We start from the raw sequence: 19,818 nt of genomic DNA, 5'->3' as shown, positions 1-19,818 counted from the left end.
ACACAGTGGAAGTGAAGTGTTTTCCGAGATCGGAGGATGTCATGGTTATCCTCGGGATCATTCTTCTCGTCATCGGGTTTCTGACGGGCCTCTCCATCCTGTGGACCATCGGAATCATCCTCCTCGTCATCGGAGCGATTCTGTGGGTCCTGGGCGCCCTCGGACACGCGGTCGGTGGGCGTCGGCATTACTGGTAGCGGACGACCACGTACGCGGGCAGTGGAGCAATTAAGCCCCCTGCCCGCGGTCGGCCTGTGGAGACGACGATTCTGATCCAAGGTGGTCACCTCATGTGTCCACAGGGTGGCTCGACGTGATGTACGCAACGGCATGCTCGCACGCACCCGCCGCATGCCCGTGCGTACACCGTGAGGGGCAGTATGAGAGACCACGCTGATACGGAGCACGAGCCGGAGGACGAGGACGAGGGTGAGCTCCTCGAGGGCGAGCTGGAAGAGGCGTCTCCGTCGCGGCCCACCGCATCGTCCGGCGATCCGGACGTCCTCCTCGACGTACCGCAACTCCAGGTCGACGAGATCCACTTGCAGGTCGAGGACCTGAAGGCCAGGGTCTCCCTCCAGGCGGAAGTCCTGGACCTCCTCAAGCTCAACGTCGGCGCCGATGTGTCGCTCGGCCGTGTGGAGCTCGACATCAAGGGCGTGGAGGCACAGGCGCTGCTCAAGGTCCGGCTCGACAATGTCGCCGCGATCGTCGGCCGGGTGCTGACCACCATCGACCGCAATCCCCAGATCCTGGAACAGTTGACGTCCGGCCTCGGGTCGGCGGCGGGGAGTCTGGGCAGCGGTGCCGAGAAGGCGGTCGGCGAGCTGGGCGAGGGCGCCGCGGAGGCAGTCCAGGACGTGGGCCAGGGCGCGGGCAGGGCTGTCGAGGAAGTCGGGGAGGGCGCGGGCGAAGCCGTGGAGGACGTGGGTGAGGGCGCCGACAGAGCGGTGGGAGAGGTGGGCGAGGGGGCCGGGAATGCCACCGAAGAGCTCGGGGAGAGCGCGGAGGAGGCTGTCGAGGAGACGGGCAGGACCGCGGCCGAGCCCGCGCGGTCGGGCGGGCGTACGGCGAAGAAGTCCATGGACAGGGCATCCGGCAAGGTCTCGGGCAAAGCCTCGGGCCACACGTCGGAAGCCACCGGGCGGACCAAGAAACCCGTCTCGGAGGCCAAGGCCGGGGGCAAGTCCGGGCGGACCCTCCACAGGAGCAAGGGCACGACCCGGAGCCGCGAACGGGATCGGCCGCCCTGAACGGCCGCCCCGGACATCGAGGCCACCTCCACCGTGGAAGCCGACCGTCCGCGTTCCCGCAGTCTCTGGGGAGACACTGACGGCTCCGCCGCTCGGATCCGCACATCGGTCTCCCGGGCCGTGCGCCGCCGCCTGTCGCGCCCGCCCGCCCGCTGAACAAGGCCGCCAGGGGCCTGGTCGGCTCCACGCGGCTTACGCGGCGGGTGCTGTCAGCCGTTCCGGCGCCTCCGGCGTAGCAGCAGCGTCCCGCCGGCCGCCACGAGGAGGGCCACGCCGGAGCCGGTGGCCCAGGCGAGAGGATGACCGTGCGAGGCGGCGGACGTATGCGCGGCGTGGTCCACGGTGACCCGCGCCGTGTTGTCGGACCGGTCGGGATCCTCGGGGTGTTCACCGGGGCTGCGTTCCTTGAGCCGTACGGCGCCGGTGGTGCCGGCGCCGAGCCGGAGCATGAACGGGAGGGTCTTGGCCTCGCCGGGCTGATGCACTGACAGTGGACAGGTGTACGTGTCCTCCTCGCGGCGGCACAGCGGTTCGTAGGTGCCCTCGTCGATCTCCTCCATCGGCTCCTTGAGTACCTTGGCTCCCTTCGGCAGAGTGAAGGTCAGGTCGAAGGCGCCGCTGTCACCGCCGAGATCCCCTGGGCCGTCGTTGCGGGCGCCGACCTTCACCTCCCGCTTGTCGCCCGCGGTTCCCCGCACCTGGTCGCCGATGGCCGCGTAGTCGGCCGGGTTCTCCGTGCGCACCTCGGTCCACACCTCGGCCTCGTCGCTCCATTGCCCACTGCCGCCCGCACGCAACTTCGGCTCCAGCTTCGGGCCGTGGCCGGGCCTGCCCCCGGTGGACACGTTCACGTCCTCGTAGGGGCCGAGGTCCATGGGCCAGGCGGACTGGTGCAGATCGGCGTGGTCGAGGACCTTCGGGGCCCGCATCCGCAGGCCCGGAGTGAAAACGGCGATCTGTGCGGGCCGCAGACGCAGATCGGGGAAGGCGCAGTACGCGATCTGCGATGAACCGCCGCCGCTGTAGCGGCAGTTGGCGAACTTCTCCTTCAGCGGCAGCTCGCTGTCGACCGTGAACTGCAAGGCGACTCCGTGGGCCACGGTCTCGCCGGAGTTGCGGAGGGTCAGGTCCATATCCGTATCAGCGCCGGGCCGCACATCGTCGATGACTTCGGGCCGACGGATCTCCAGGATCGGTCCGCCGACGACCACCCGTGTCGTCGCGGTGGACACCTTGCCGTCCGGAGCCCGATACCGCATGCGCAGCTCCCCCGTGTCACCGGGTTTGCTACCCGAGGCGGCGTAGGGAAGCGCACCGGCCCAGTCCGTCCAGCTGTCGTAGCGCGCCCCGACCTCGCACACCACGGTCAGACCACCGGTACTGGTGCAGTGGTTGCCGAACTTCTTCAGACGCAGCACGTCCTTCGCGTCACTGACGTCCATCGTCAGACGCCCCGTCGTTGGCCCCTGCTTCCCACCGCGGTCACGGCCGTAACTGATGTGGAGCCTCTTGTCGCGGTCCGGTCGCTTCTTGCCGCCGGGCGGCTTCACATGAAAGGTCCGCGGCGCGACGAGTTCGGGGGCGGGACCGGACGCGGCGGGAGCGGACGCCGCCGCACCGGCGGGCAGGAGCGCGGCGAGCACACCGAGCACCAGCACGACGACACCGGCGTACGGGCGGCCGACCGCACCGCCCTTACGTTTCATGAGCTGATCAGGCATGCGTGCCAGTCGAACACAGCCCCTCCGAGCGGCCAAGGGCCTTCGATCACGGCTCGGCCACAGCCGCGCGGGAACAACCCTCGGCCCGACTGCGGACCGCACACGAGGGCGCCAGACGTGACGTCCGCCAGACGGATTGCGCAACTCCAACAGCCGCACCAGGCTCTCCGTCATCACCGCGTGACAGAGGGGCGGTGTGCCACCCGGCCATGCGTCGCATGGCACACCGCCCCTGGCGCACCCGGCGCCCCCGGCTTCGGGACGAGGCTGCGGATTGCCTTTCGGGCCGTGTCCATGCGTGCCCACGGAAATCCATCCACCACCATGGACGGAAACATCCGATTCGCCTGGAGGTCTTGCATGCATCGTGATGGCTTTCCCGCCCCGGATTCCGGGCTCCTTCTCACTCACTTTCTGACCGTTGCCGACGTAGCGCGATCTCGCACCTTCTACACCGACGTTCTCGGCGGTGAGGTGGTGCTCGAGGAGAACCCCTGCACCATCAAGCTCGCCAACGGCTGGATCATCATGAACCCGGGCGGCGGCCCCACTCCGGACAAGCCGGACGTCACCCTGCGCCCGCCCGCCGACCCGAGCGCGGTCAGCAGCTTCCTCAATCTCCGCGTCGCCGACATCGAGGCGTGTCACCGGGAATGGAGTGCGAAAGGCGCCGAATTCCTCACGCCACCCATCGACCGCAAGGCCGAGGTGCGGTGCTACTTGCGCGACCCGGACGGCTATCTCATCGAAGTCGGGCAGGCCACCGGCATGCTGCACGGTACCTACGCCGATCCGCCCGCCGGTACGAGCTAGGCCCTTGACCATGGAGCGGGGGACGCCCGCAGACCATCAGTGACCGGGTGCGCGAGCACATCTGCCTGAGCGCCGGACGTCCCCCACCACCCCGACGAGCACACGGCTCACCCTTGCTCCGCTGTGCCTGCCTTCGGCCGTACGACCACGGTGATGGGGCCGACCTTCCCGAAGTACGTTCCCTCGCCCCCGTAGGCGGCGTGGAAGGACCGCCCCATGTCAGCCACGGTGTAGATCGTGGCGTTGGCCGCGTCCTTGGCCGGTGGGTTGCCGTTGTCGGACCAGACCTCGAGTGCGACGCAGTCCTGGCCGTCACGGGCCACGACGGCCGCCGCGTGGAACTGGCTCATCTCCGAGCCGTCCGGTTTGGCCGCGACGATCACGAACGCCTCGCCGGGCTGCGGGTTCGCCGCCTCGTTGCGGGGGCCGGTGAAGCCCCGCGCCTGCCGTCGGTTGGTGGCGTCCGCCTTGCCGAAGTCCTCCGTGCGATCCACACCTCGGAAACGCGTGTCGATGGTGCTGTACTCGCCTCCGCCCCACTCCAGTTGGCCCACCTGGTTGCTGATGATCTCCTCGGCCGCGTGCAGGCAGTCCAGGAGTATGGGACCGCCGAGCCAGTACTGCCGGTAGCTCCCGCCATTGATCTCCGCCTGCTCGTTGCCGGCCCGCAGGGCGGGCGCCAGCTCCCCGGCCGGTACGTCGTCGCGGACCCACACATACTGTCCATCGGGCACGATCACGAAGCGGGCGGTCTCGGAAACGTGGATGTCCCCGAGGGTCTCATCCGTGCCGGCGGTGTAGCGCTGGACGCAGCCGCCATGGGCGGCACCGGTGTGCCGCTGGACCTCGTCGACATCATGCTCCACGTCACCGGACACCCGCGTACGCCGCATCACCCGTGTGGCATTCGCCTCCGCCTCCCGTTCGAAACGGTCGGCCGGGTCGGAGACCCGCAGTCCGCTGCCGTTGTCGGTACCGGCAACGGGTCCCTGCCGCTGCTGGATCACATGGGTGAGTTCATGGGCGAGCGTGTGCTTGTCGCCCCCTCCTTCACCGATCACCACATGGCTGCCGGAGGTGTAGGCGCGAGCGCCCACCGCGGCGGCCGAGGCACGGGCGGCACCGCCGGTGTGCAACCGGACGTCGGAGAAGTCGGCACCGAGACGGCCCTCCATCTCCTGGCGCAGCGGCTCGGCGAGGGGCCTGCCGGACGAGCGCAGCACCGCCTGGACCGCGGCTCGCTGAGCGCTACCCGATCCGTCCTGTTCACTGACGTTGTCGGTATCGCCCCGAGTCCGTCGGAGCATCTGCACGACTCCCGCGTTCCCGACAGAGCGTTGGAGACCGAGCAGTGCGCCAGGAGGCGCGAGAGGTTCGTCCCGTCGGGTTCCGCGCCGGGCGGAGCCGACAGCCGGGCGGGCTCGTTCGCCGTGTTCCTGACGAGAATGCTGCGCGCACATGCGATGCCTCCGGGTGACGAGAGTTCCCGTCCCACGAATACGGGGCAGCCACGGGCGGCGACAAGGAACGCGAGGGCAAGACCGGGTGCAGCGTGGGCGGCGCGCACGGGCAACGGGCTGCCGCCGGTGGTGAGCGTGGGCTGTGCGAGCGCCGTTCGGGTGAGTCGTGGGTCCGGCCCGCATCCGGCACGGCATCGGGAGGTAGCCCTGGAATGGTATGGGATACCTGGGATGTGGGACGGTGTGGTGAGCGGACGATCCGGGCCGTTTTGGGATGCCGCGGAGGGCCGTGCGCCTCTGCCTCGGGCGGCTGCCACGCTGGGACTGGAATTTCTTGACGCGGACCTCGAGCACGGCACGATCGAACTGGCCTTCACCGCGACCGATGACTTCACCAACCCGACCGGCAATGTGCTGGGCGCCTTCCTGGCCGCGATGCTCTACGACACCGTCGGACCCGCCCTCCTGGCCACCCTCGAACCCGACCAGTTCCAGTCCACGCTGGAACTCAACACCCACTTCCTGAGGCCCGTCCGCCCGGGCCGGATCATCGGGAGGGGGCGGGTGGTGCACCGGGCAGGCGACATCGCCTTTCTGGAAGCCACCCTCACCGACCGCGACGGAGTAGCCGTCGCCACCGCCGGTGCCACGGCCCGCGTCATCCCTCTCGACCAGGCCCCGACCTCGGCGTGACGTTCTTGCACGGCTGCTCGACCAAGAGGGATGTTTCCGGGGCGGGCCCGGGCGTGGTTCGTGCCCGTGTGATGGCGTCGTGGAGGGCCTTCGAGTCGTCTGCGTCCAGCCTGATCAGGGTGACGAGGCGGGCTGCGCCGAGGAACGTCGGTGCGTCCACCGGCTCGTTGAGTTCGAGGGTGAGGGAGGTCTGTGAGCCGATGGGGAGGTTCAGTTCGCCATCCCTCTTCTCGTGGGTGAAGCGTGTCTCGCGACGGATGGAGGCGATCTGGTCGAGAGGGAGGTGGATGTCGACGTTGGCGGCCTGCCGGATGCGCAGCACGCGGCCGGCGAGGGTGTGTGGCCGGGTGAGTGAGGCGGCGTGCAGGCCGAGGACGAACAGGACGGTATAGACGTCGATGACCAGGAAGACGGTGTGGAGAACGGGCCAGCCGGCGAGAAGGTAGGACAGGGCGACAGTCTCGACCACACAGGCGAACGTGAGGCCGTACATCATGGCGGCCTGCTCCCGGCCGTGGGTGAATACCGCGTCGGCTCCGTCGGTGCCGTGTGGCCGGCGGGTGACCCACCGGATCAGGCTTTCCATGATCCGGCGTTCGTGTGCGAGGAGCCGCGGCACGGGTGAGGATGCGCGCTTGGGTGCGGTGGGTTGTGGCTGGGCGGCCGGGGGCGTGGAGGTCATGCCAATTCTTCCTGTCGTTGGGTGACGAGTTCGAGCGCGCGGCGCACCCCCAGTGGAAACCATGACGTCGCGACAAGGTCAAGGGCGGAGATCCGCGCGGCGGCCGCCCCCGAGCCGACCGCCACGGCCGGCCCCGAACACACCAACGTTCCCGGTGTCTTTGCCGACCTCGGTGTGCGCTGCGGCGGCGGCTCGTCGGGCGCGTCGGGAGGGGACGCACGAGGAAACACCCTCCTGGAACGTCCACCGATGTGGGAGCTACCACAGCAGTCCCTTGCGGCCGGCCTGCAACCCCGCCTGAAAGCGAGTCCGCGCTCCCGGCGCGTCCATGATCGAGGGCGAGGAGTCCCTTGACGAGAGGGGAAGGACGCAACGCGATCGTCTGCCGCTCTTCGCAGAGCACGAACGGCACCAACGCGTTGGGGCGGTCGGTGATCAGGTCTTCGGGCGACGGCCTTCACGAGCGATATATGACAGGTCACCGCACCGTCACCGCACCGTCACCGCGGTGTGGTCACCGCCACGCATCCCGGCCGCCTACGTCAGCGGCCTGCCCCGTCGTCTGCCGAGCGGTTGCCCCACAGAGACATATCGGTGCTCTTGAGGCTGGGGACGCCGCCGTAGGTGCCGCCGTCGGCGGTGACGAGCGGGGCGGGAAGCTGATCCTCCAACAGTCCCCTACGGACCTGAACGATGGTGCTGTTGTGGTTGGTCTTACCGGGCTTGAACGTCTTCCCGTCAATCGCGGCCTTCAGGTAGTACAAGGTGTACTTGGCAAAGAGGTCGACCGGCTGGGACACGGTGGCGTCGACGTTTCCCTCGGCGATGTCCCTGAGCTCCCTGGAAGTGCCGTCGTTGGAGACGAGGAACACGTGCTTCTTGTCCTCCGGACCCACCAGCAAACCCTGCTGCTTCAGTACTTGCCGGGTACTGGACAGCGCGAAGCTGGACTGCAGGTAGATCCCCTTGATGTCCGGGTGGGCGGTCAGGTCGGCCTGTAGCTTCTGCGCGGCGACAGCTCCATCCCAGTTGGTGGTCTCACCGAACACCTTGATACGTGGGTAGTTCGCCTTCATACACGCGTTGAATCCTCGGGTGCGGTCACGACCGTTGATGGAGGAGAGGTCGCCCTCCAACATCACGACCTTGCCCTTGCCGTGCAGCTTCGTGCCGAGAAACCGGCACGCCTTCTCGCCGTAGGCACGGTTATCGGCGCGGACGGCCATGAAGACCTTGCCCGTGTCGGGACGGGTATCGCTGGTGACGACCGGGATCTTGGCCGCCGCCAGCTGCGCCAGAGTCGGCGCGACAGCGGCGGTGTCCTGCGGGGCCATCGCGATACCCCTGACGCCCTGCACAATGAGCGTCTGCGCATTGGCGGTGTCCCTGGCCACGTCACTCTGTGAGTCGATGGTTTTGAGCGAGAGACCGAGCTGCTTGGCATACTCCTGCGTGTACTGGATGTAAGCGTTCCAGAAGTCACTGTCGTATCGCGGGTAAGCCACGCCGACCAGCGGCTTCTCGTCGGGCGAGGCCGTGGCGCCGAGGCCGCCGCTACAGGCGTTGAGTAGCGCCAGTACGGAGAGGGCGGATGCGGTGGCACTGAGGACGGTTCTGAGCCTCATCGCTACTTCCTCGCGCTGGCCATGAAGCGACTAGCGGCCCCCGCGAAGGCGGGCTGCGTATGTCCCAGCCACCTGGAAGTCATGGTCCGGTCCGTGATCTGACCTGCGCAGGTGGACGCGAGACATGCCGTGGTCGGGCGACATCAAATCATCTCTTTGCCTAACATACATGTGCAGACATTCTGCCGACATCCAGTCCATTCACCCCCGAGATACCCGGCCCGGCAGCCATCGACGTGTAACGGGCACTCCGCAGTCACTCTCAGTAACTGGATCCTGGTGGAATGCGCCCGGGCCCACGATGCCGGGTGACTTCGTCGGCTGACCGCGCGGTGTCCGTGCGATGAATCCGGTGCAGGGACACCTTCACCGAGCGAGCGCCGCTCCGACACGCGACCGCCGTCACAGGCTGATGTGGTACGCCTTCCGGAGCGTTTCGTGGACGGTCCAGGTGGTCCGGTCGCCCTCGCGCAGCACACACGCGTCCCCCGGACCCACCTCGAGGACGGAACCGCCCTCGACCTCGATCGTCGCCCGCCCGCTCACGACGACGAACAGTTCGTTGGCCTCGGTGTCGGTCACCACACCCGGGGTGATCTGCCAGATGCCACGCAGCTGCTGGCCGTCCGGGGATTCCCACAGCACCTTCCCGGTGACGAGGGGGTCACCGGAGACGATCTGTTCCGGAGCAAGAGGCTCCACCTCGAGCTCCGCATCCGGAATGTGCACGGCGAACGACGGGACGGGATTGTTCATGCCACTCATAGCCGGTCACAGTAGCCGCGCCGACTCCCCCACCGGTCGGCAGGTCCCCCGGCGGGTCGCCCGGCGCACTGTCCGGGGTGAGGCCCTTCGGCGGCGACGGCTCCCCGACGAGCGCATCGCCTGGCGCATCACGTCGGACGACACCCAACGGTGGACGCCGATCAGCACCAAGCGGCAGCCGCCGGGGCGGCAGCGAAGACCGGGGCCCGGTCCGGCATGAAACAGGCGACGGCGCAACTGGTGCTTGGTGTCGCCCGGAGCGTCTCAGCGCTGCCGCTTGGGTACGAGGGCAGGCGGTGTCGGACTACGATCCGGGACCTGCGGTGTTGTTCGTCACCGGGCTGCTGATCAGGCTCATGCTGCCGTGGCCGGCGTTGCCACTACGGGCGGGACACTCGGCCTGGCCCCTGGCTGCACCTACACCCTCACCAGCGCGCAGACCGACCAGGACCGCCTGGCCCCCATCAGCGGGAACGTCACCATCAGCGGCAACAACGCCACCATCACCCGCAGTTCCGGCGCCGACTTCCGGATCTTGCACGTCATCAGCGGCGGCAACCACGCCCTGTTCGGCGGAGGTCTCGCCACCTTCGGTACCTTCACGGCGACGGGCATCACGGCCCGCGACAACACCGCTCAGGCCGAGGGCGGTGGCGTCGAACTGGACGGCACCGCCACCCTCGCCAACAGCTTCATCACCGACAACACCGTCACCAACGCGGGTGACGGCGGTGGGGGATCCACTCCGGCTCGGACTCCCTGACCCCGCGGAGCACCACCGTGAGCGGCAACGAGTCGAACGGGCAGGGCGGGGACATCACCGTCGACGGCACTGTCACCGCCAGCAGCTCCTCCACCACGGTCAGCGGAAACACCTCCGCCACCGGCGGCGGCGTCCTGTCCAACGCCGACCGGCTCACCCTGAACCGGGGTTCGGTGAGCCAGAACATCCTGACCGGCGCGGACGCCACCGGTGCCGCCCTCTTCAGCACCGGCACACGGAGCATCACCGGGTTCTCGATCCTCAGCAATCGCGCCACCGGCGCCGGTTCCACGGCGGGCGCTCTACAACAACGGCGGCGGGGTCACCCTCTCCGGCAGCAGCATCTCCGGCAACTCCTCCCGTCCCCAACGGGTTGCGCGTGCTCGCACTGTCTCCCGGAGCGACCAACACCGAGTTCTTCGAGGGCGGGGGTTGAGCAGGCGTCGTGCGGTCGTCCTCATGGGATCCATGACCGCCGCACACTGAGGGCCGGGCGCCGGTGCTGTCGATACCGGCTGGGACACTGACCGTCATGGACACCGCATCCGAACACATGAGCCCCCGGACGGCAGCCGGATGGAGCGTCGCGCTCGCGGTCCTCGGAGGATTTACCGGCTTCGCCTGGGACGGACCGTTCCTCGCCGTCACCTGCGCCCTTTCCGTGGGAGGCGGCGCCGCCCTGGGCACGGTCCTGTCCCGCCGCCGTATGGTCGCAACCCTTCGGGACGTCCAGGGGGAGGCCGCGGCGCTCGGGTACGCCGACGGAATCGCGGACATGATGGTGTTGGGGATATCCGCGTACAAGGCCGCCGTCTTCCCCCTGTCCGGCCCCGGCGCGGTGGACTCCGCCGAGCGCATGGCGCGCCGTAAGGCCGCCTACCACCTCACGGCCGTCGACGGGCTTCCCCACCGCATGCGTGAGGCCGCGGCCGCCGCTCTCGAGGCGATCGATGACGGGCGCGACCGCGACAGCGAGTCCGCCATCGAGGACCTCATGAAGGCCGTCCAGCAGCAGCGCCACCGCAGGTGACGGACAGGGGGCCGCCACCCCGTGCCCACGCGCCCGTCAGGGGCAGGGGCGGCCCGTCCGGAAGGTGGTGGTGGAAGGACGAAATGCCGTACGACGGTGACACGGGACTGCGGGTGGCGATCGACGCGGGCGTAGCGCATGTGACGCTCGACAACCCGCCGGTCAACATGCTCGACACCACGCTCGTCAACGAGCTCCACGACTTCGTGGGAGCTGTCCGCGAGGACGAGCGGGTGCGCGTGATCGTGGTGGAGAGCGCCGACCCTCACTTCTTCGTCGCCCACGTCGATCTGGGCTTCATACTCAATCCGGAGACCTTCGCGGAGCTGGCCGACCCCGACGCCGGGAGCGGCGCAGACGAATCTCTGCTCAACCCGATGCAGAAGCTGATCCTGCGCCTGCGCGTGCTGCCGCAGGTGACGATCGGCAAGCTCGCCGGGCGTCTTCGGGGCGGCGGCAATGAGCTGGCGATGGCACTTGATATGCGATTCGCCGCCCGGGGGCGGCGAATCGAGGGCGCCGGGCATGAGCCCTGGTGGGAGCAGCCCGACGCGGTGTGTGCGCACCTTCGGCAATTCGTGCAAGACACGGTGCACACACGATCGGGCCCGTCCGCATCGCCCAAAGCCTCGCAGCCGAGTAGAGAAATCGCTCACTGATCTCCAGTGCAGCGGAACTGATCCATGGACCCGGAGGGAAACAGTGGTTTCCCGGTGGGACGCGTGTGACGATAGCTCGCGGCCAGTTACCCGAAGTCCGTAACTGGCAGCAGAGAGAAAAGCGTTGGGGAACAATTGCGTACACACAAGGCCGCTGCCGGTCTGGTCATGATGGTGGCTCTGGTGACGGGCTGCTCCGACGACGGCGATACGGGGAGCAGTTCACAGGGCGGCGGCATGGTGACTGTCGAATTCAAGGTGACGGGGGATTCACCGGCGAGCGTGTACATCCCTGGCATCAAGTCGAGCCTGAACACCGACGCCAAGAAGAGTGGCGGTGACGCGGATCTGGACCTGGACAAGGTCAAGACGCCGTGGTCGAAGAAGGTCAAGGTGAAGCCGGGAAGGTCGCTTTCCCTGCAAGCGGGGTCCGTGGATCCGAAGACGGAGATCAGCTGCCAGATATTCATCGACGGAAAGCTCGTGGACGAGGAGACGAAGAAGAACAAGCCCGGCAGCACTCTCACCACCGGGTGCAACGGCACGACCCCGATCTGATCGGGGGGCATACCGAGCCCATCGGGCCCGGGCGGATTCTCCATCCGGCCGGGCCTCGTGCTGCCCCGTGCCCGAAGCGGCAGCCGCTCGGCCCGGCGGCCACACCGCTGTTCAGCGGAGATAGATGCGGTTCGGGTCGAGTTCGTCGCGCAGCAGCCGCAGTTCGGCCGCGGTGGGCGGTGAGACCTCCGCCAGATCGTCGGCGACCTGAAGGTCCCAGCCGGTGGCGGCACGCACCTGGTCTCCGGAGACCCCGGGGTGCACCGCGACCAGCCGGAGCTCGTCGTCGGTGCCGTCCCGCGCCATGATCCCGAGATCGGTGATCACCCGTGTGACTCCCCTGCCATGGGGCTGCACGCCGCCATCGGCGTCGCGAGCCCGCCGTGGGCTCGGGGAAGTGCAGAAGTCCAGCTCTCCCACACACGTACGCGCGGTGTGTCGGCGCATCACCACGAAAACCTCACCGGCGTTGGCCATCACTTCGATCGCCCCGCCCGATCCGGGCAGCCGCACCCGGGGGCTCGCCCAGTCCCCGATGATCGACGAGTTGAGGCTGCCGTACCTGTCGATCTGCGCGGCACCGAGGAACCCGACGTCGATCCGGCGCCCCTGGAGGATGTAGCCGAACAGCTGCGCCATGCCGACCACGCACTCGGCACCGCTCACGAGGAGCGGATCCGTGATGGACCGCGGCAGCTCCGCCGGGTGAGCGCCCATCACACCGGACTCGTAGACGACCTCGATCTCCGGGGCCACCGTGCGCTGGGCCAGTGCGACCGCCAGGGTCGGCAGACCGTGCCCGGAGAAGACCGTCCGGCGCCGGGCCAGTTCGCGCGCCGCGGTCACCGCGAGGACTTCACCGCTGGAGGCGCTGGAGGCGCTGGAGGCGCTGGTCATCGTCGTCTCCCATAGTCGACCGGCGCGGACAGCCGCTCACCGACCGCCAGCCGGTTCCAGTAGTCCGCGCCGAGACCGGCGAGGAAACCATCATGGTCCGCCGTGCCGCGGATGTGCCGGTCGATCCACTCCCGAAGCGCGGCCGCGTCGCGCGCCCGCTCGGACCATTCGCGCTGGAAGTGATCGTCGCGGTCGTAATAGCCCTGCACAGGAGCCGGATGCGCTCCACGCGGGCACACCACCACCGCGTCCACCACATGGGAGGGCACGATCGTGCGGTTCGGATCCGACCGCACGACGTCGTCGGCGACGATCTCCTCGACAGTGACGATCACCGATCCACCGGCGAACGCCACTTCCTGCTGGATTCCGAGCATGCCCCACGCCTGGATGTTCCCCGCCCGGTCGGCACGCTGGGCATGGATGATGGAGACGTCCGGGTTCAGCGCGGGGACCACGTGTATCCGGCCGCCGCCGTAGGGGTCGGTGACGCTCTTGATCATCGGGTTCAGCGCGACGAGATCGCTGCCCGTGCAGGAGCGGATCGGTGCGAAGGGCAGCCTGGCCGCGCCGGCGGCGTAGCGGGCGACCATGCCGCCCATGCTGTACTCCTCGAACTCCAGTGGCTCGGGGTCCTGGTGCTCGATGCGCCGACGCAGTTCGTGCAGCGAACCGGCGGAGCTGTTGGCGACGAACGACGCGATCAGCTTCTTCACGCACCCGGCCGCCAGCAGTTGGTCGATGAGCGTGTCACCACTCATCCGGGCCAGGGTCAGGCCGGTGAACCCCTGCCGGATGATCTCGTGCGCGGCGGCGTTCGGCACCAGATGGCCGAATCCCTCGAGCGCCATCGTCTGCCCGTCGTGGACGTAGCGGGCGATGGCCTCGGTGAGGCTCAGACGTTTGTCCGTCGGCATGGTCGGCCCCCTTTCAGCCGCAGGGACGGTTCGCATCGATCCAGCCGTGCAGGACGGACTTGAGGATCTTCCCGGCGGCCGAAGTGGGCAGTGTGTCCACGACCCGTACGCCGCGGAGCTTCTTGTACGGCAGAACTCGTTCGGCGACGTACCCCATCACCTCTTCCGGGTCCACGGCCGCACCCGGCCGCGGCACCACGAAGGCGATCGGCTCCTGGCCGACGCGCTGCTCCGATCTGCCGATGACGGCCGCCAACCGCACCTGGGGGTGGCCGTGCAGGATGTCTTCGAGCTCGCGGGGATAGACGTTGTAGCCCTTGTAGATCAGCATCTCCTTGGCACGGCCGGAGATGAAGAGGAAGCCTTCCTCGTCCAGGTGGCCCAGGTCTCCGGTGCGCAGCCAGCCCGCCACGAACTGTCCGGCGGTGTCCTCCGGCCGGTTCAGATAGCCCGCCGTGACCTGTGGGCCGCGGATCCAGAGCTCACCCACTTCCTTCGGTCCGAGCACGGCCGCCCCGTCCGTGACGGACCGGACCTCCACCGTGGTGTCGCAGACCGGCAGCCCGACGCTGCCGAGTCTGTGTGTGGCGCCGCGCAGCAGGGGTGTGGAGCTCACCACACACGTCCCCTCGGTGAGTCCGTACCCCTCACCGACCAGCGCCGTGGGGAAGGCGGTTTCGAGTGCGTGCAGGGTGGGCCTGTCGATCGGGGCGCCCCCGGAGGAGATCACCCGGACCGAGGACAGGTCACGGTCGCGCACCTCGGGACTGGCCAGGACCGCGTGCCACATGGCCGGGCTGCCGAAGAGGTACGTGACGCGGTGGCGCTCGACGGTTGCCAGCAGACGCTCGGCGGAGAAGCGCCCGGTGAGCACGAGGGTGGTCCCGCACAGCAGCATGAAGGTCATGTTGATGAGCGCGAGGACGTGGAACAGGGGGGACACGACCACCGTGACCGTGTCCCCGGGCCGGACTCCTGCCTCCGGCAGGCCCTCGACTGGTCGCAGCCGCAGGTTGCCGTCCTCCTGCGTGGTGATCAGGTGGGCGGCGCGCCAGGCGGTCAGCTGGGTGACGTTGGCGACCACGTTGCGGTGCAGGACCCGGACGCCCTTCGCGACTCCGGTGGTACCGCCGGTGTAGACGATGTGGGCCACGTCGTCCACGGTCACGGTGGTCTTCGGAGGGGCGCCGGTGCGCTCCGCGAGGAAGTCCGCGAGGGCGACCACCCCCTCCGCGTCCGGACACCGCCCCGCGCAGGGTGCGGACGCGCTCGGCGGAACGATCACGACGGTCCGCAGAGCGGAGCCGGTACGGGCGTCGAGCAGCGTGGCCGCATGGGCGGCGTGGCTGACGGCGACGACCGCACCGGTGTCCATCAGCTGGGCCCGCAGCCCTGACACCGGCTGCAACGGGTTGGCCACCGTCACGGTCGCTCCGGCCAGCAGCGCGCCGTAGTAACCGACCGGAAAACAGGAGCTGTTGGGAAGGTGCAGGAGGACGGTGTCGCCCTCGCGGACGCCGGTGTCCCGCAGACCATGGGCGAACGCGACGGCGCGCTCGTGGAGCTGGGTGAAGGTGAGCCGCTCCTCGCCGTCGACCACGGCCGTGCGGTCGCCGTACAGCTGGGCGGCGGAGGTGAGCAGTACGCCCACGGGCACCTCGGGGTAGTCGAGCGAGGTCGGCATTGCCTCTGGCCAGTACGTGTTCACAGCACTACCCCTTCCGTCGGGCGGAGTGTCGATGTCCTGGGAGCCGGGGGCCCGTGGCCGCGGGGCGTTCGAGCCGTCCGGAGAGGCCGTGTCAGCGTGCTCCGCCATTCACGTACACGGTCTGGCCGCTGATGTACGAGGCGTCGTCGCATGCGAGGAAGGCGACCACGGCCGCCACTTCCTCCGGCCGCCCGACCCGCCGCAGTGGAGTGCGCTCGGCGGCGCCCCGCTGGTGCTCCTCGGGTGCGGCGCCGACACGCTCGGCGGTGGCGGCGGTCATGGCGGTGGCGATGTAGCCGGGAGCGACGGCGTTGACGTTGATGTCGTAGGGACCCAACTCGATGGCGAGCGTCGCGGTCAGACCCTGGATTCCGGCCTTGGCGGCGGCGTAGTTGGCCTGGCCCCGGTTGCCGAGTGCGGAGCGGCTGCTGAGGCTGACGATCTTGCCGTACCGCTGCCGCACCAGATGCGCCTGCGCGGCCCGGGCGCAGTTGAAGGCGCCGGTGAGATTGACGGTCAGGACGGCGTCCCAGTCGGGCCTGGTCATCTTGAAGAAGAGGTTGTCACGGGTGATACCGGCGTTGTTGACGAGGATGTGCAGCCCGCCCAGCTCCGCAACGAGCCGTGCGAACACGGTCTCGACGGCGTCGAGGTCGGCGATATCGCAGACATAGGCGCGAGCGGTGCCGCCCTGCTGCCGGATCTGGGTGGCGACGGCCTCGGCCGCCTCGAGCTTCAGGTCCAGCACGGCGACGGCCGCGCCTTCCGCCGCGAGGCGGTGGGCGGTGGCGGCGCCGATGCCTCGGGCGGCACCGGTGACGACGGCGACCTTGCCGGTGAATCTGTTCACGGGGACTCCTGAGGGGCGGGCACGGTGGATGGAGGGCGTGGTGGGCCTAGCCGCCTGCCGTGGGGCCCGTGAGTGCGGGGAGCCGGGTGCGGATCAGTTCGGTGGCTTCCGCGACGATCCGGTGGACGAGATCGCGGACCGTGGGGATGTCGTGGATGAGTCCCTGGACGAGGCCGGTGGTCCAGATGCCGAATTCGGGATCGCCCAGCTCGTAGACCTGCCTGCCGCGCGCACCCGCGACGAGATCGCGGACTTCCTCGAACCGGCCGCCCGCGTCGAGCGTGGCCACCACCTCCCGGCTGACGGCGTTGCTGGCCACCCGTGAGGTGTTGCGCAGGGTGCGGAGGATCAACTCGGTGTCCAGCTCGCTCGATTGGACGATCCGCTCCTTGACCCGCTGGTGGATGGGCGATTCGACGGTGCACATGAAGCGGGTTCCCATGGTGATGCCGTCGGCGCCGAGGGCCAGCGCGGCGACCAGGCCGCGGGCGTCGGCGAAGCCACCGGAGGCGATCATGGGGATGGTGATGTGTTCGGCCGCCTTCGGGATGAGCACCAGGCCGGGGATGTCGTCCTCGCCCGGGTGACCGGCACACTCGAACCCGTCGATGGTGATGGCGTCGACGCCGAGGCGCTGTGCCTTGGCCGCGTGCCGTACGCTCGTGCACTTGTGCAAGACCTTGACCCCGGCGGCCTTGAAGACCTCGAGGTGTTCTTCGGGGCTCTGCCCCGCGGTCTCCACGATCGTGATCCCCGACTCGACGATCGCCTGACGGTATTCGGCGTACGGCGGCGGGTTGATCGTGGGAAGGGTGGTGAGATTGACGCCGAACGGCTTGTCCGTCATGTCACGACAGCGAGCGATCTCCTTGACCAGCGCTCCGGGTGTCGGCTGGGTCAGCGCGGTGAGCAGTCCCAACGCTCCCGACTCCGCTACGGCGGCGACCAGTTCGGCCCGGCCCACCCATTGCATTCCCCCTTGGACGATGGGGTGTTCCACCCCGAACAGCTCGGTGAACCTCGTCTTCAGCATGGTGTCCTCACGTTCGGTCTTCCGTTTGATGGCTCAGCAGCCACCGGCCCTCGAAACACGGCTCGGTCCCTTCCACGAAGGCCCATCTCGCGGCCGGGGCATCGGTGGCGAAGTTGATCACCTGCGCCCGGGATTCGTTGTCCAGCGCCTCGTGGAAGATCTGGCCGGCCGCCTGGTGGAGCAGCAGCTTCGCCTGGGCCATCGCGACGGGCGGCCCGCCGGCGAGCCGGGCGGCCAGGTCCTCGACAAAGGTGTCGATCTCCTCAGCGGGTTTCACCCATGTCACCAGCCCGAGCCGCGCGGCCTCGTCGGCGTCCACGAATTCCGCCAGCAGGGCGAGACGTTTCGCCTGCTGAAGGCCGACGATCCGGGGCAACAGCCATGACCCCCCGAAGTCCGGGGAGAGGCCACGGCGGGCGAAGATCTGCGCGAAGCGGGCGGTCGTCGATGCCACGACGAGGTCACAGCCCAGGGCCAGGTTCCACCCCGCGCCGACAGCCACCCCCTCGACCTTGGCGATGACGGGCTTGGGCATGTCGTACAGCGCTTGTGCGGTGTCGCCGAGCCGGTTCATCCGGTCCAGCGGATGCTGTCGCGAGCGTGCCCCTCTCAGGTCGGCCCCGGCGCAGAAGTCGCCTCCGGCACCGGTGATCACCACGGCCTTGACGGCCTCGTCCGAGCGGGCGGCCCGAAGGGTTTCCCCCAGCAGCGCCCAGGCGTCGTCGGTCATCGCGTTCTTACGCCGCGGACGGTTGAGGATCACGGTGAGCACGGGGCCCTTCCTCAGCGTGAGGACGGGCTCCGGCGTCTCGGGGTTCTCCGGCATGGCAGTTCAGCGCTCTCCGTCACGTGCTCGGTCATCGTGTTCGGTGGGAGCCGGTGAAACCGGACTCGTTCGCCGGGCCCCCGTGGTCATGAGGTCTGTGGCGCCGCGCGCTCGGTACACGACGTTCGCGGTGGGTCACCGAGCCCGAGCTCAGCTCAGGGGCACATCGAGGATGGCCTTGCGGTGGCTGAACGTCTCCAGGGAGTAGCGGCCGCGGTAGCTGCCCATTCCGCTCTCACCGACCCCGCCGAAAGGAAGGGAGGAGACACTGAGGTGGGACATGGGCAGGCCGAAGTTGAGCGCGCCCGATGAGGTCGTGGACGCGAGTCGTCGCCGCGTGGTGTTGTCCTCGGTGAACGCGTACAGGGCGAGGGGCTTGTCGCGGTCGTTGATGAAGGCGATGGCCTCGTCCAGGTCGGCGACGGTCAGGATCGGCAGGACCGGGCCGAATATCTCCTCGCACATCACCGGTTCGTCCGCTTTCACATCGGCCAGGACCGTTGGCGCGATGTACTTGTCGGCACGGTCCGCCTGCCCGCCGGTGACCGTGCGGCCAGAGCCGAGGAGCGCGGCGATCCGGTCGAAGTGGCGCTCATTGATGATCCGTCCGTAGGCGTCGGAGCGCTGGGGGTCCGCACCGAACCGCTTGTACACGGCGACGGCCAGGGCGGCTTCGAGCGCGTCGGCGGTGTAGGGATCGGTGAGAAGGTAGTCGGGTGCGACGCAGGTCTGACCGGCGTTGGTGAACTTGGCCTGTGTGACACGCTCGGCGACAAGGCTCAGGTCGACGTCACGGTCGACGAACACCGGTGATTTACCACCGAGTTCGAGGGTCACCGGGGTCAGGTGGGTGGCGGCCGTGGTCATCACGATCCGGCCGACGGTGCCGTTGCCGGTGTAGAAGATGTGGTCGAATCGCTGAGCCAGCAGCAGGGCCGTCTCCTCGGGGCCGCCTTCGACCACGGCGGTGGCGTCGTTGTCGAGGTATCGCGGCAGGAGGTCCGCGAGCAGTGCGGAGGTCGCCACCGCGTAGTCGGCCGGCTTGATGACAACCGCGTTGCCCGCCGCCAGGGCACCCGCGACCGGCACCAGGAGCAGGTTGACCGGGTAGTTCCAGGCGGAGATGACCAGAGCGACACCCAGGGGTTCCCACTCGGTCCGGGCGGTGGTGCCTTCGGGGAGAAACGCGGGCACGGCGGCGGACTCCGGTGCCAGCCACGCGTCCAGGTGTTCCAGGCAGTGGTCGATCTCGCGGAGCGTGCCACCGATCTCCATGGTGTCGACCTCCGTACGGCTCTTGCGCAGGTCGTGGTGGAGCGCGCCGGCTATGGCGTCACCGTTCTCGGTGAGCAGGGTCCGCAGCCGGGTGAGCTGTTCCCGGCGCCAGGCGAGTGGCCTGGTGTGCCCGGCGCGGAACGCCGTGCGCAGCCGGGTCACGATCGCCGCCGCGTCGATGCTGGTGAACGCCGTGGCGGAGGGGGTGGGGTGGGTGGTCACGGGACTCTCCTTGTGCCGTCGGACAGGGGCGCGAGCGAGCCGACCGCCCGGCGGAGCGCCGATGAGAC

20 protein-coding genes are annotated in these 19,818 nt (G+C 68.8%); 8 read left to right on the top strand and 12 right to left on the bottom strand.

Features of this window, described 5'->3' with window-relative positions; genetic code table 11:
* Positions 1-41 precede the first annotated feature (41 nt).
* Positions 42-197: a DUF6131 family protein gene (locus tag AB0C66_RS16760; protein ID WP_362438193.1), complete on the top strand. Its 156-nt coding sequence runs from the start codon at positions 42-44 to the stop codon at positions 195-197.
* Positions 198-380: 183 nt separating this feature from the next.
* A complete protein-coding gene (locus tag AB0C66_RS16755) occupies positions 381-1,253 on the top strand; it encodes a hypothetical protein (RefSeq protein ID WP_362438190.1) in 873 nt (290 codons plus the stop codon).
* Positions 1,254-1,462: 209 nt separating this feature from the next.
* Here AB0C66_RS16755 and AB0C66_RS16750 read toward each other — a convergent pair whose 3' ends face one another.
* A complete protein-coding gene (locus AB0C66_RS16750) occupies positions 1,463-2,974 on the bottom strand; it encodes a hypothetical protein (protein WP_362438187.1) in 1,512 nt (503 codons plus the stop codon).
* A 360-nt stretch (positions 2,975-3,334) separates the two neighbouring features.
* Between AB0C66_RS16750 and AB0C66_RS16745 the strand changes: the two genes are divergently transcribed.
* Positions 3,335-3,787, top strand: a complete 453-nt coding sequence (locus AB0C66_RS16745) for a VOC family protein (RefSeq protein ID WP_362438811.1) — start codon at positions 3,335-3,337, stop codon at positions 3,785-3,787.
* A gap of 107 nt (positions 3,788-3,894) precedes the next feature.
* Here the strand turns inward: AB0C66_RS16745 and AB0C66_RS16740 are convergent, their stop codons facing one another.
* The gene (locus tag AB0C66_RS16740; RefSeq protein WP_362438184.1) at positions 3,895-5,094 is read right to left on the bottom strand and encodes a DUF4157 domain-containing protein; all 1,200 of its coding nucleotides are present in this window, start codon (positions 5,092-5,094) and stop codon (positions 3,895-3,897) included.
* Between the two features lie 399 nt (positions 5,095-5,493).
* Between AB0C66_RS16740 and AB0C66_RS16735 the strand changes: the two genes are divergently transcribed.
* On the top strand, positions 5,494-5,940 hold the full coding sequence (locus AB0C66_RS16735) for a PaaI family thioesterase (protein WP_362438181.1): 447 nt from the start codon (positions 5,494-5,496) through the stop codon (positions 5,938-5,940).
* Here the strand turns inward: AB0C66_RS16735 and AB0C66_RS16730 are convergent.
* The 3 genes from AB0C66_RS16730 to AB0C66_RS16720 form a co-directional block, all read right to left on the bottom strand.
* Positions 5,906-6,622, bottom strand: a complete 717-nt coding sequence (locus AB0C66_RS16730; RefSeq protein WP_362438178.1) for a hypothetical protein — start codon at positions 6,620-6,622, stop codon at positions 5,906-5,908. The two genes, AB0C66_RS16735 and AB0C66_RS16730, sit on opposite strands and share 35 nt — an antisense overlap.
* A gap of 542 nt (positions 6,623-7,164) precedes the next feature.
* Positions 7,165-8,247, bottom strand: coding sequence for a sugar ABC transporter substrate-binding protein (locus tag AB0C66_RS16725; protein ID WP_362438175.1), 1,083 nt, complete (start codon positions 8,245-8,247; stop codon positions 7,165-7,167).
* 402 nt (positions 8,248-8,649) lie between these two features.
* Positions 8,650-9,003, bottom strand: coding sequence for a cupin domain-containing protein (locus AB0C66_RS16720; RefSeq protein WP_362438172.1), 354 nt, complete (start codon positions 9,001-9,003; stop codon positions 8,650-8,652).
* A gap of 373 nt (positions 9,004-9,376) precedes the next feature.
* Between AB0C66_RS16720 and AB0C66_RS16715 the strand changes: the two genes are divergently transcribed.
* The 4 genes from AB0C66_RS16715 to AB0C66_RS16700 all read left to right on the top strand — a co-directional run bounded on the left by AB0C66_RS16715 (position 9,377) and on the right by AB0C66_RS16700 (position 12,022).
* On the top strand, positions 9,377-9,775 hold the full coding sequence (locus AB0C66_RS16715) for a hypothetical protein (RefSeq protein ID WP_362438169.1): 399 nt from the start codon (positions 9,377-9,379) through the stop codon (positions 9,773-9,775).
* A 532-nt stretch (positions 9,776-10,307) separates the two neighbouring features.
* Entirely contained in the window at positions 10,308-10,805 is a 498-nt protein-coding gene (locus AB0C66_RS16710) for a hypothetical protein (RefSeq protein ID WP_362438166.1), read from the top strand.
* 83 nt (positions 10,806-10,888) lie between these two features.
* On the top strand, positions 10,889-11,464 hold the full coding sequence (locus tag AB0C66_RS16705) for an enoyl-CoA hydratase/isomerase family protein (RefSeq protein WP_362438163.1): 576 nt from the start codon (positions 10,889-10,891) through the stop codon (positions 11,462-11,464).
* Positions 11,465-11,632: 168 nt separating this feature from the next.
* Positions 11,633-12,022: a hypothetical protein gene (locus tag AB0C66_RS16700; protein WP_362438160.1), complete on the top strand. Its 390-nt coding sequence runs from the start codon at positions 11,633-11,635 to the stop codon at positions 12,020-12,022.
* Between the two features lie 111 nt (positions 12,023-12,133).
* Here the strand turns inward: AB0C66_RS16700 and AB0C66_RS16695 are convergent, their stop codons facing one another.
* The 7 genes from AB0C66_RS16695 to AB0C66_RS16665 form a co-directional block, all read right to left on the bottom strand.
* On the bottom strand, positions 12,134-12,919 hold the full coding sequence (locus AB0C66_RS16695; protein ID WP_362438157.1) for a CoA-transferase: 786 nt from the start codon (positions 12,917-12,919) through the stop codon (positions 12,134-12,136).
* Positions 12,916-13,836, bottom strand: a complete 921-nt coding sequence (locus AB0C66_RS16690) for a CoA-transferase (RefSeq protein ID WP_362438154.1) — start codon at positions 13,834-13,836, stop codon at positions 12,916-12,918. The genes AB0C66_RS16695 and AB0C66_RS16690 overlap by 4 nt, the downstream gene beginning before the upstream one ends.
* 13 nt (positions 13,837-13,849) lie before the next feature.
* Positions 13,850-15,544 carry an AMP-binding protein gene (locus AB0C66_RS16685; protein WP_362438151.1) on the bottom strand — a complete coding sequence of 565 codons (1,695 nt, stop codon included), beginning with the start codon at positions 15,542-15,544 and terminating at the stop codon, positions 13,850-13,852.
* Positions 15,545-15,635: 91 nt separating this feature from the next.
* Complete coding sequence (gene fabG, locus AB0C66_RS16680; protein WP_362438148.1) at positions 15,636-16,394, bottom strand: 3-oxoacyl-ACP reductase FabG; 759 nt, start codon at positions 16,392-16,394, stop codon at positions 15,636-15,638.
* A 46-nt stretch (positions 16,395-16,440) separates the two neighbouring features.
* Positions 16,441-17,427, bottom strand: coding sequence for a nitronate monooxygenase family protein (locus AB0C66_RS16675; RefSeq protein ID WP_362438145.1), 987 nt, complete (start codon positions 17,425-17,427; stop codon positions 16,441-16,443).
* A gap of 7 nt (positions 17,428-17,434) precedes the next feature.
* Positions 17,435-18,253, bottom strand: a complete 819-nt coding sequence (locus AB0C66_RS16670) for an enoyl-CoA hydratase-related protein (RefSeq protein WP_362438142.1) — start codon at positions 18,251-18,253, stop codon at positions 17,435-17,437.
* Positions 18,254-18,403: 150 nt separating this feature from the next.
* Complete coding sequence (locus tag AB0C66_RS16665) at positions 18,404-19,750, bottom strand: aldehyde dehydrogenase family protein (RefSeq protein ID WP_362438139.1); 1,347 nt, start codon at positions 19,748-19,750, stop codon at positions 18,404-18,406.
* Between the last annotated feature and the right edge of the window lie 68 nt (positions 19,751-19,818).

Origin of the sequence: Streptomyces sp. NPDC048636 (assembly GCF_040650655.1) — a bacterium.
GTDB lineage: Bacteria > Actinomycetota > Actinomycetes > Streptomycetales > Streptomycetaceae > Streptomyces.
The sequence above is the reverse complement of the archived record's forward strand: the minus strand, read 5'-3'. Positions and strand labels throughout refer to the sequence as shown.

Coding starts and splice junctions, on each gene's coding strand:
- AB0C66_RS16760 (WP_362438193.1), top strand. CDS start 42: ATGGTTATCCTCGGGATCATTCTTCTCGTCATCGGGTTTCTGACGGGC.
- AB0C66_RS16755 (WP_362438190.1), top strand. CDS start 381: ATGAGAGACCACGCTGATACGGAGCACGAGCCGGAGGACGAGGACGAG.
- AB0C66_RS16750 (WP_362438187.1), bottom strand. CDS start 2,974: ATGCCTGATCAGCTCATGAAACGTAAGGGCGGTGCGGTCGGCCGCCCG.
- AB0C66_RS16745 (WP_362438811.1), top strand. CDS start 3,335: ATGCATCGTGATGGCTTTCCCGCCCCGGATTCCGGGCTCCTTCTCACT.
- AB0C66_RS16740 (WP_362438184.1), bottom strand. CDS start 5,094: ATGCTCCGACGGACTCGGGGCGATACCGACAACGTCAGTGAACAGGAC.
- AB0C66_RS16730 (WP_362438178.1), bottom strand. CDS start 6,622: ATGACCTCCACGCCCCCGGCCGCCCAGCCACAACCCACCGCACCCAAG.
- AB0C66_RS16725 (WP_362438175.1), bottom strand. CDS start 8,247: ATGAGGCTCAGAACCGTCCTCAGTGCCACCGCATCCGCCCTCTCCGTA.
- AB0C66_RS16720 (WP_362438172.1), bottom strand. CDS start 9,003: ATGAACAATCCCGTCCCGTCGTTCGCCGTGCACATTCCGGATGCGGAG.
- AB0C66_RS16710 (WP_362438166.1), top strand. CDS start 10,308: ATGGACACCGCATCCGAACACATGAGCCCCCGGACGGCAGCCGGATGG.
- AB0C66_RS16705 (WP_362438163.1), top strand. CDS start 10,889: ATGCCGTACGACGGTGACACGGGACTGCGGGTGGCGATCGACGCGGGC.
- AB0C66_RS16700 (WP_362438160.1), top strand. CDS start 11,633: ATGATGGTGGCTCTGGTGACGGGCTGCTCCGACGACGGCGATACGGGG.
- AB0C66_RS16695 (WP_362438157.1), bottom strand. CDS start 12,919: ATGACCAGCGCCTCCAGCGCCTCCAGCGCCTCCAGCGGTGAAGTCCTC.
- AB0C66_RS16690 (WP_362438154.1), bottom strand. CDS start 13,836: ATGCCGACGGACAAACGTCTGAGCCTCACCGAGGCCATCGCCCGCTAC.
- AB0C66_RS16675 (WP_362438145.1), bottom strand. CDS start 17,427: ATGCTGAAGACGAGGTTCACCGAGCTGTTCGGGGTGGAACACCCCATC.
- AB0C66_RS16670 (WP_362438142.1), bottom strand. CDS start 18,253: ATGCCGGAGAACCCCGAGACGCCGGAGCCCGTCCTCACGCTGAGGAAG.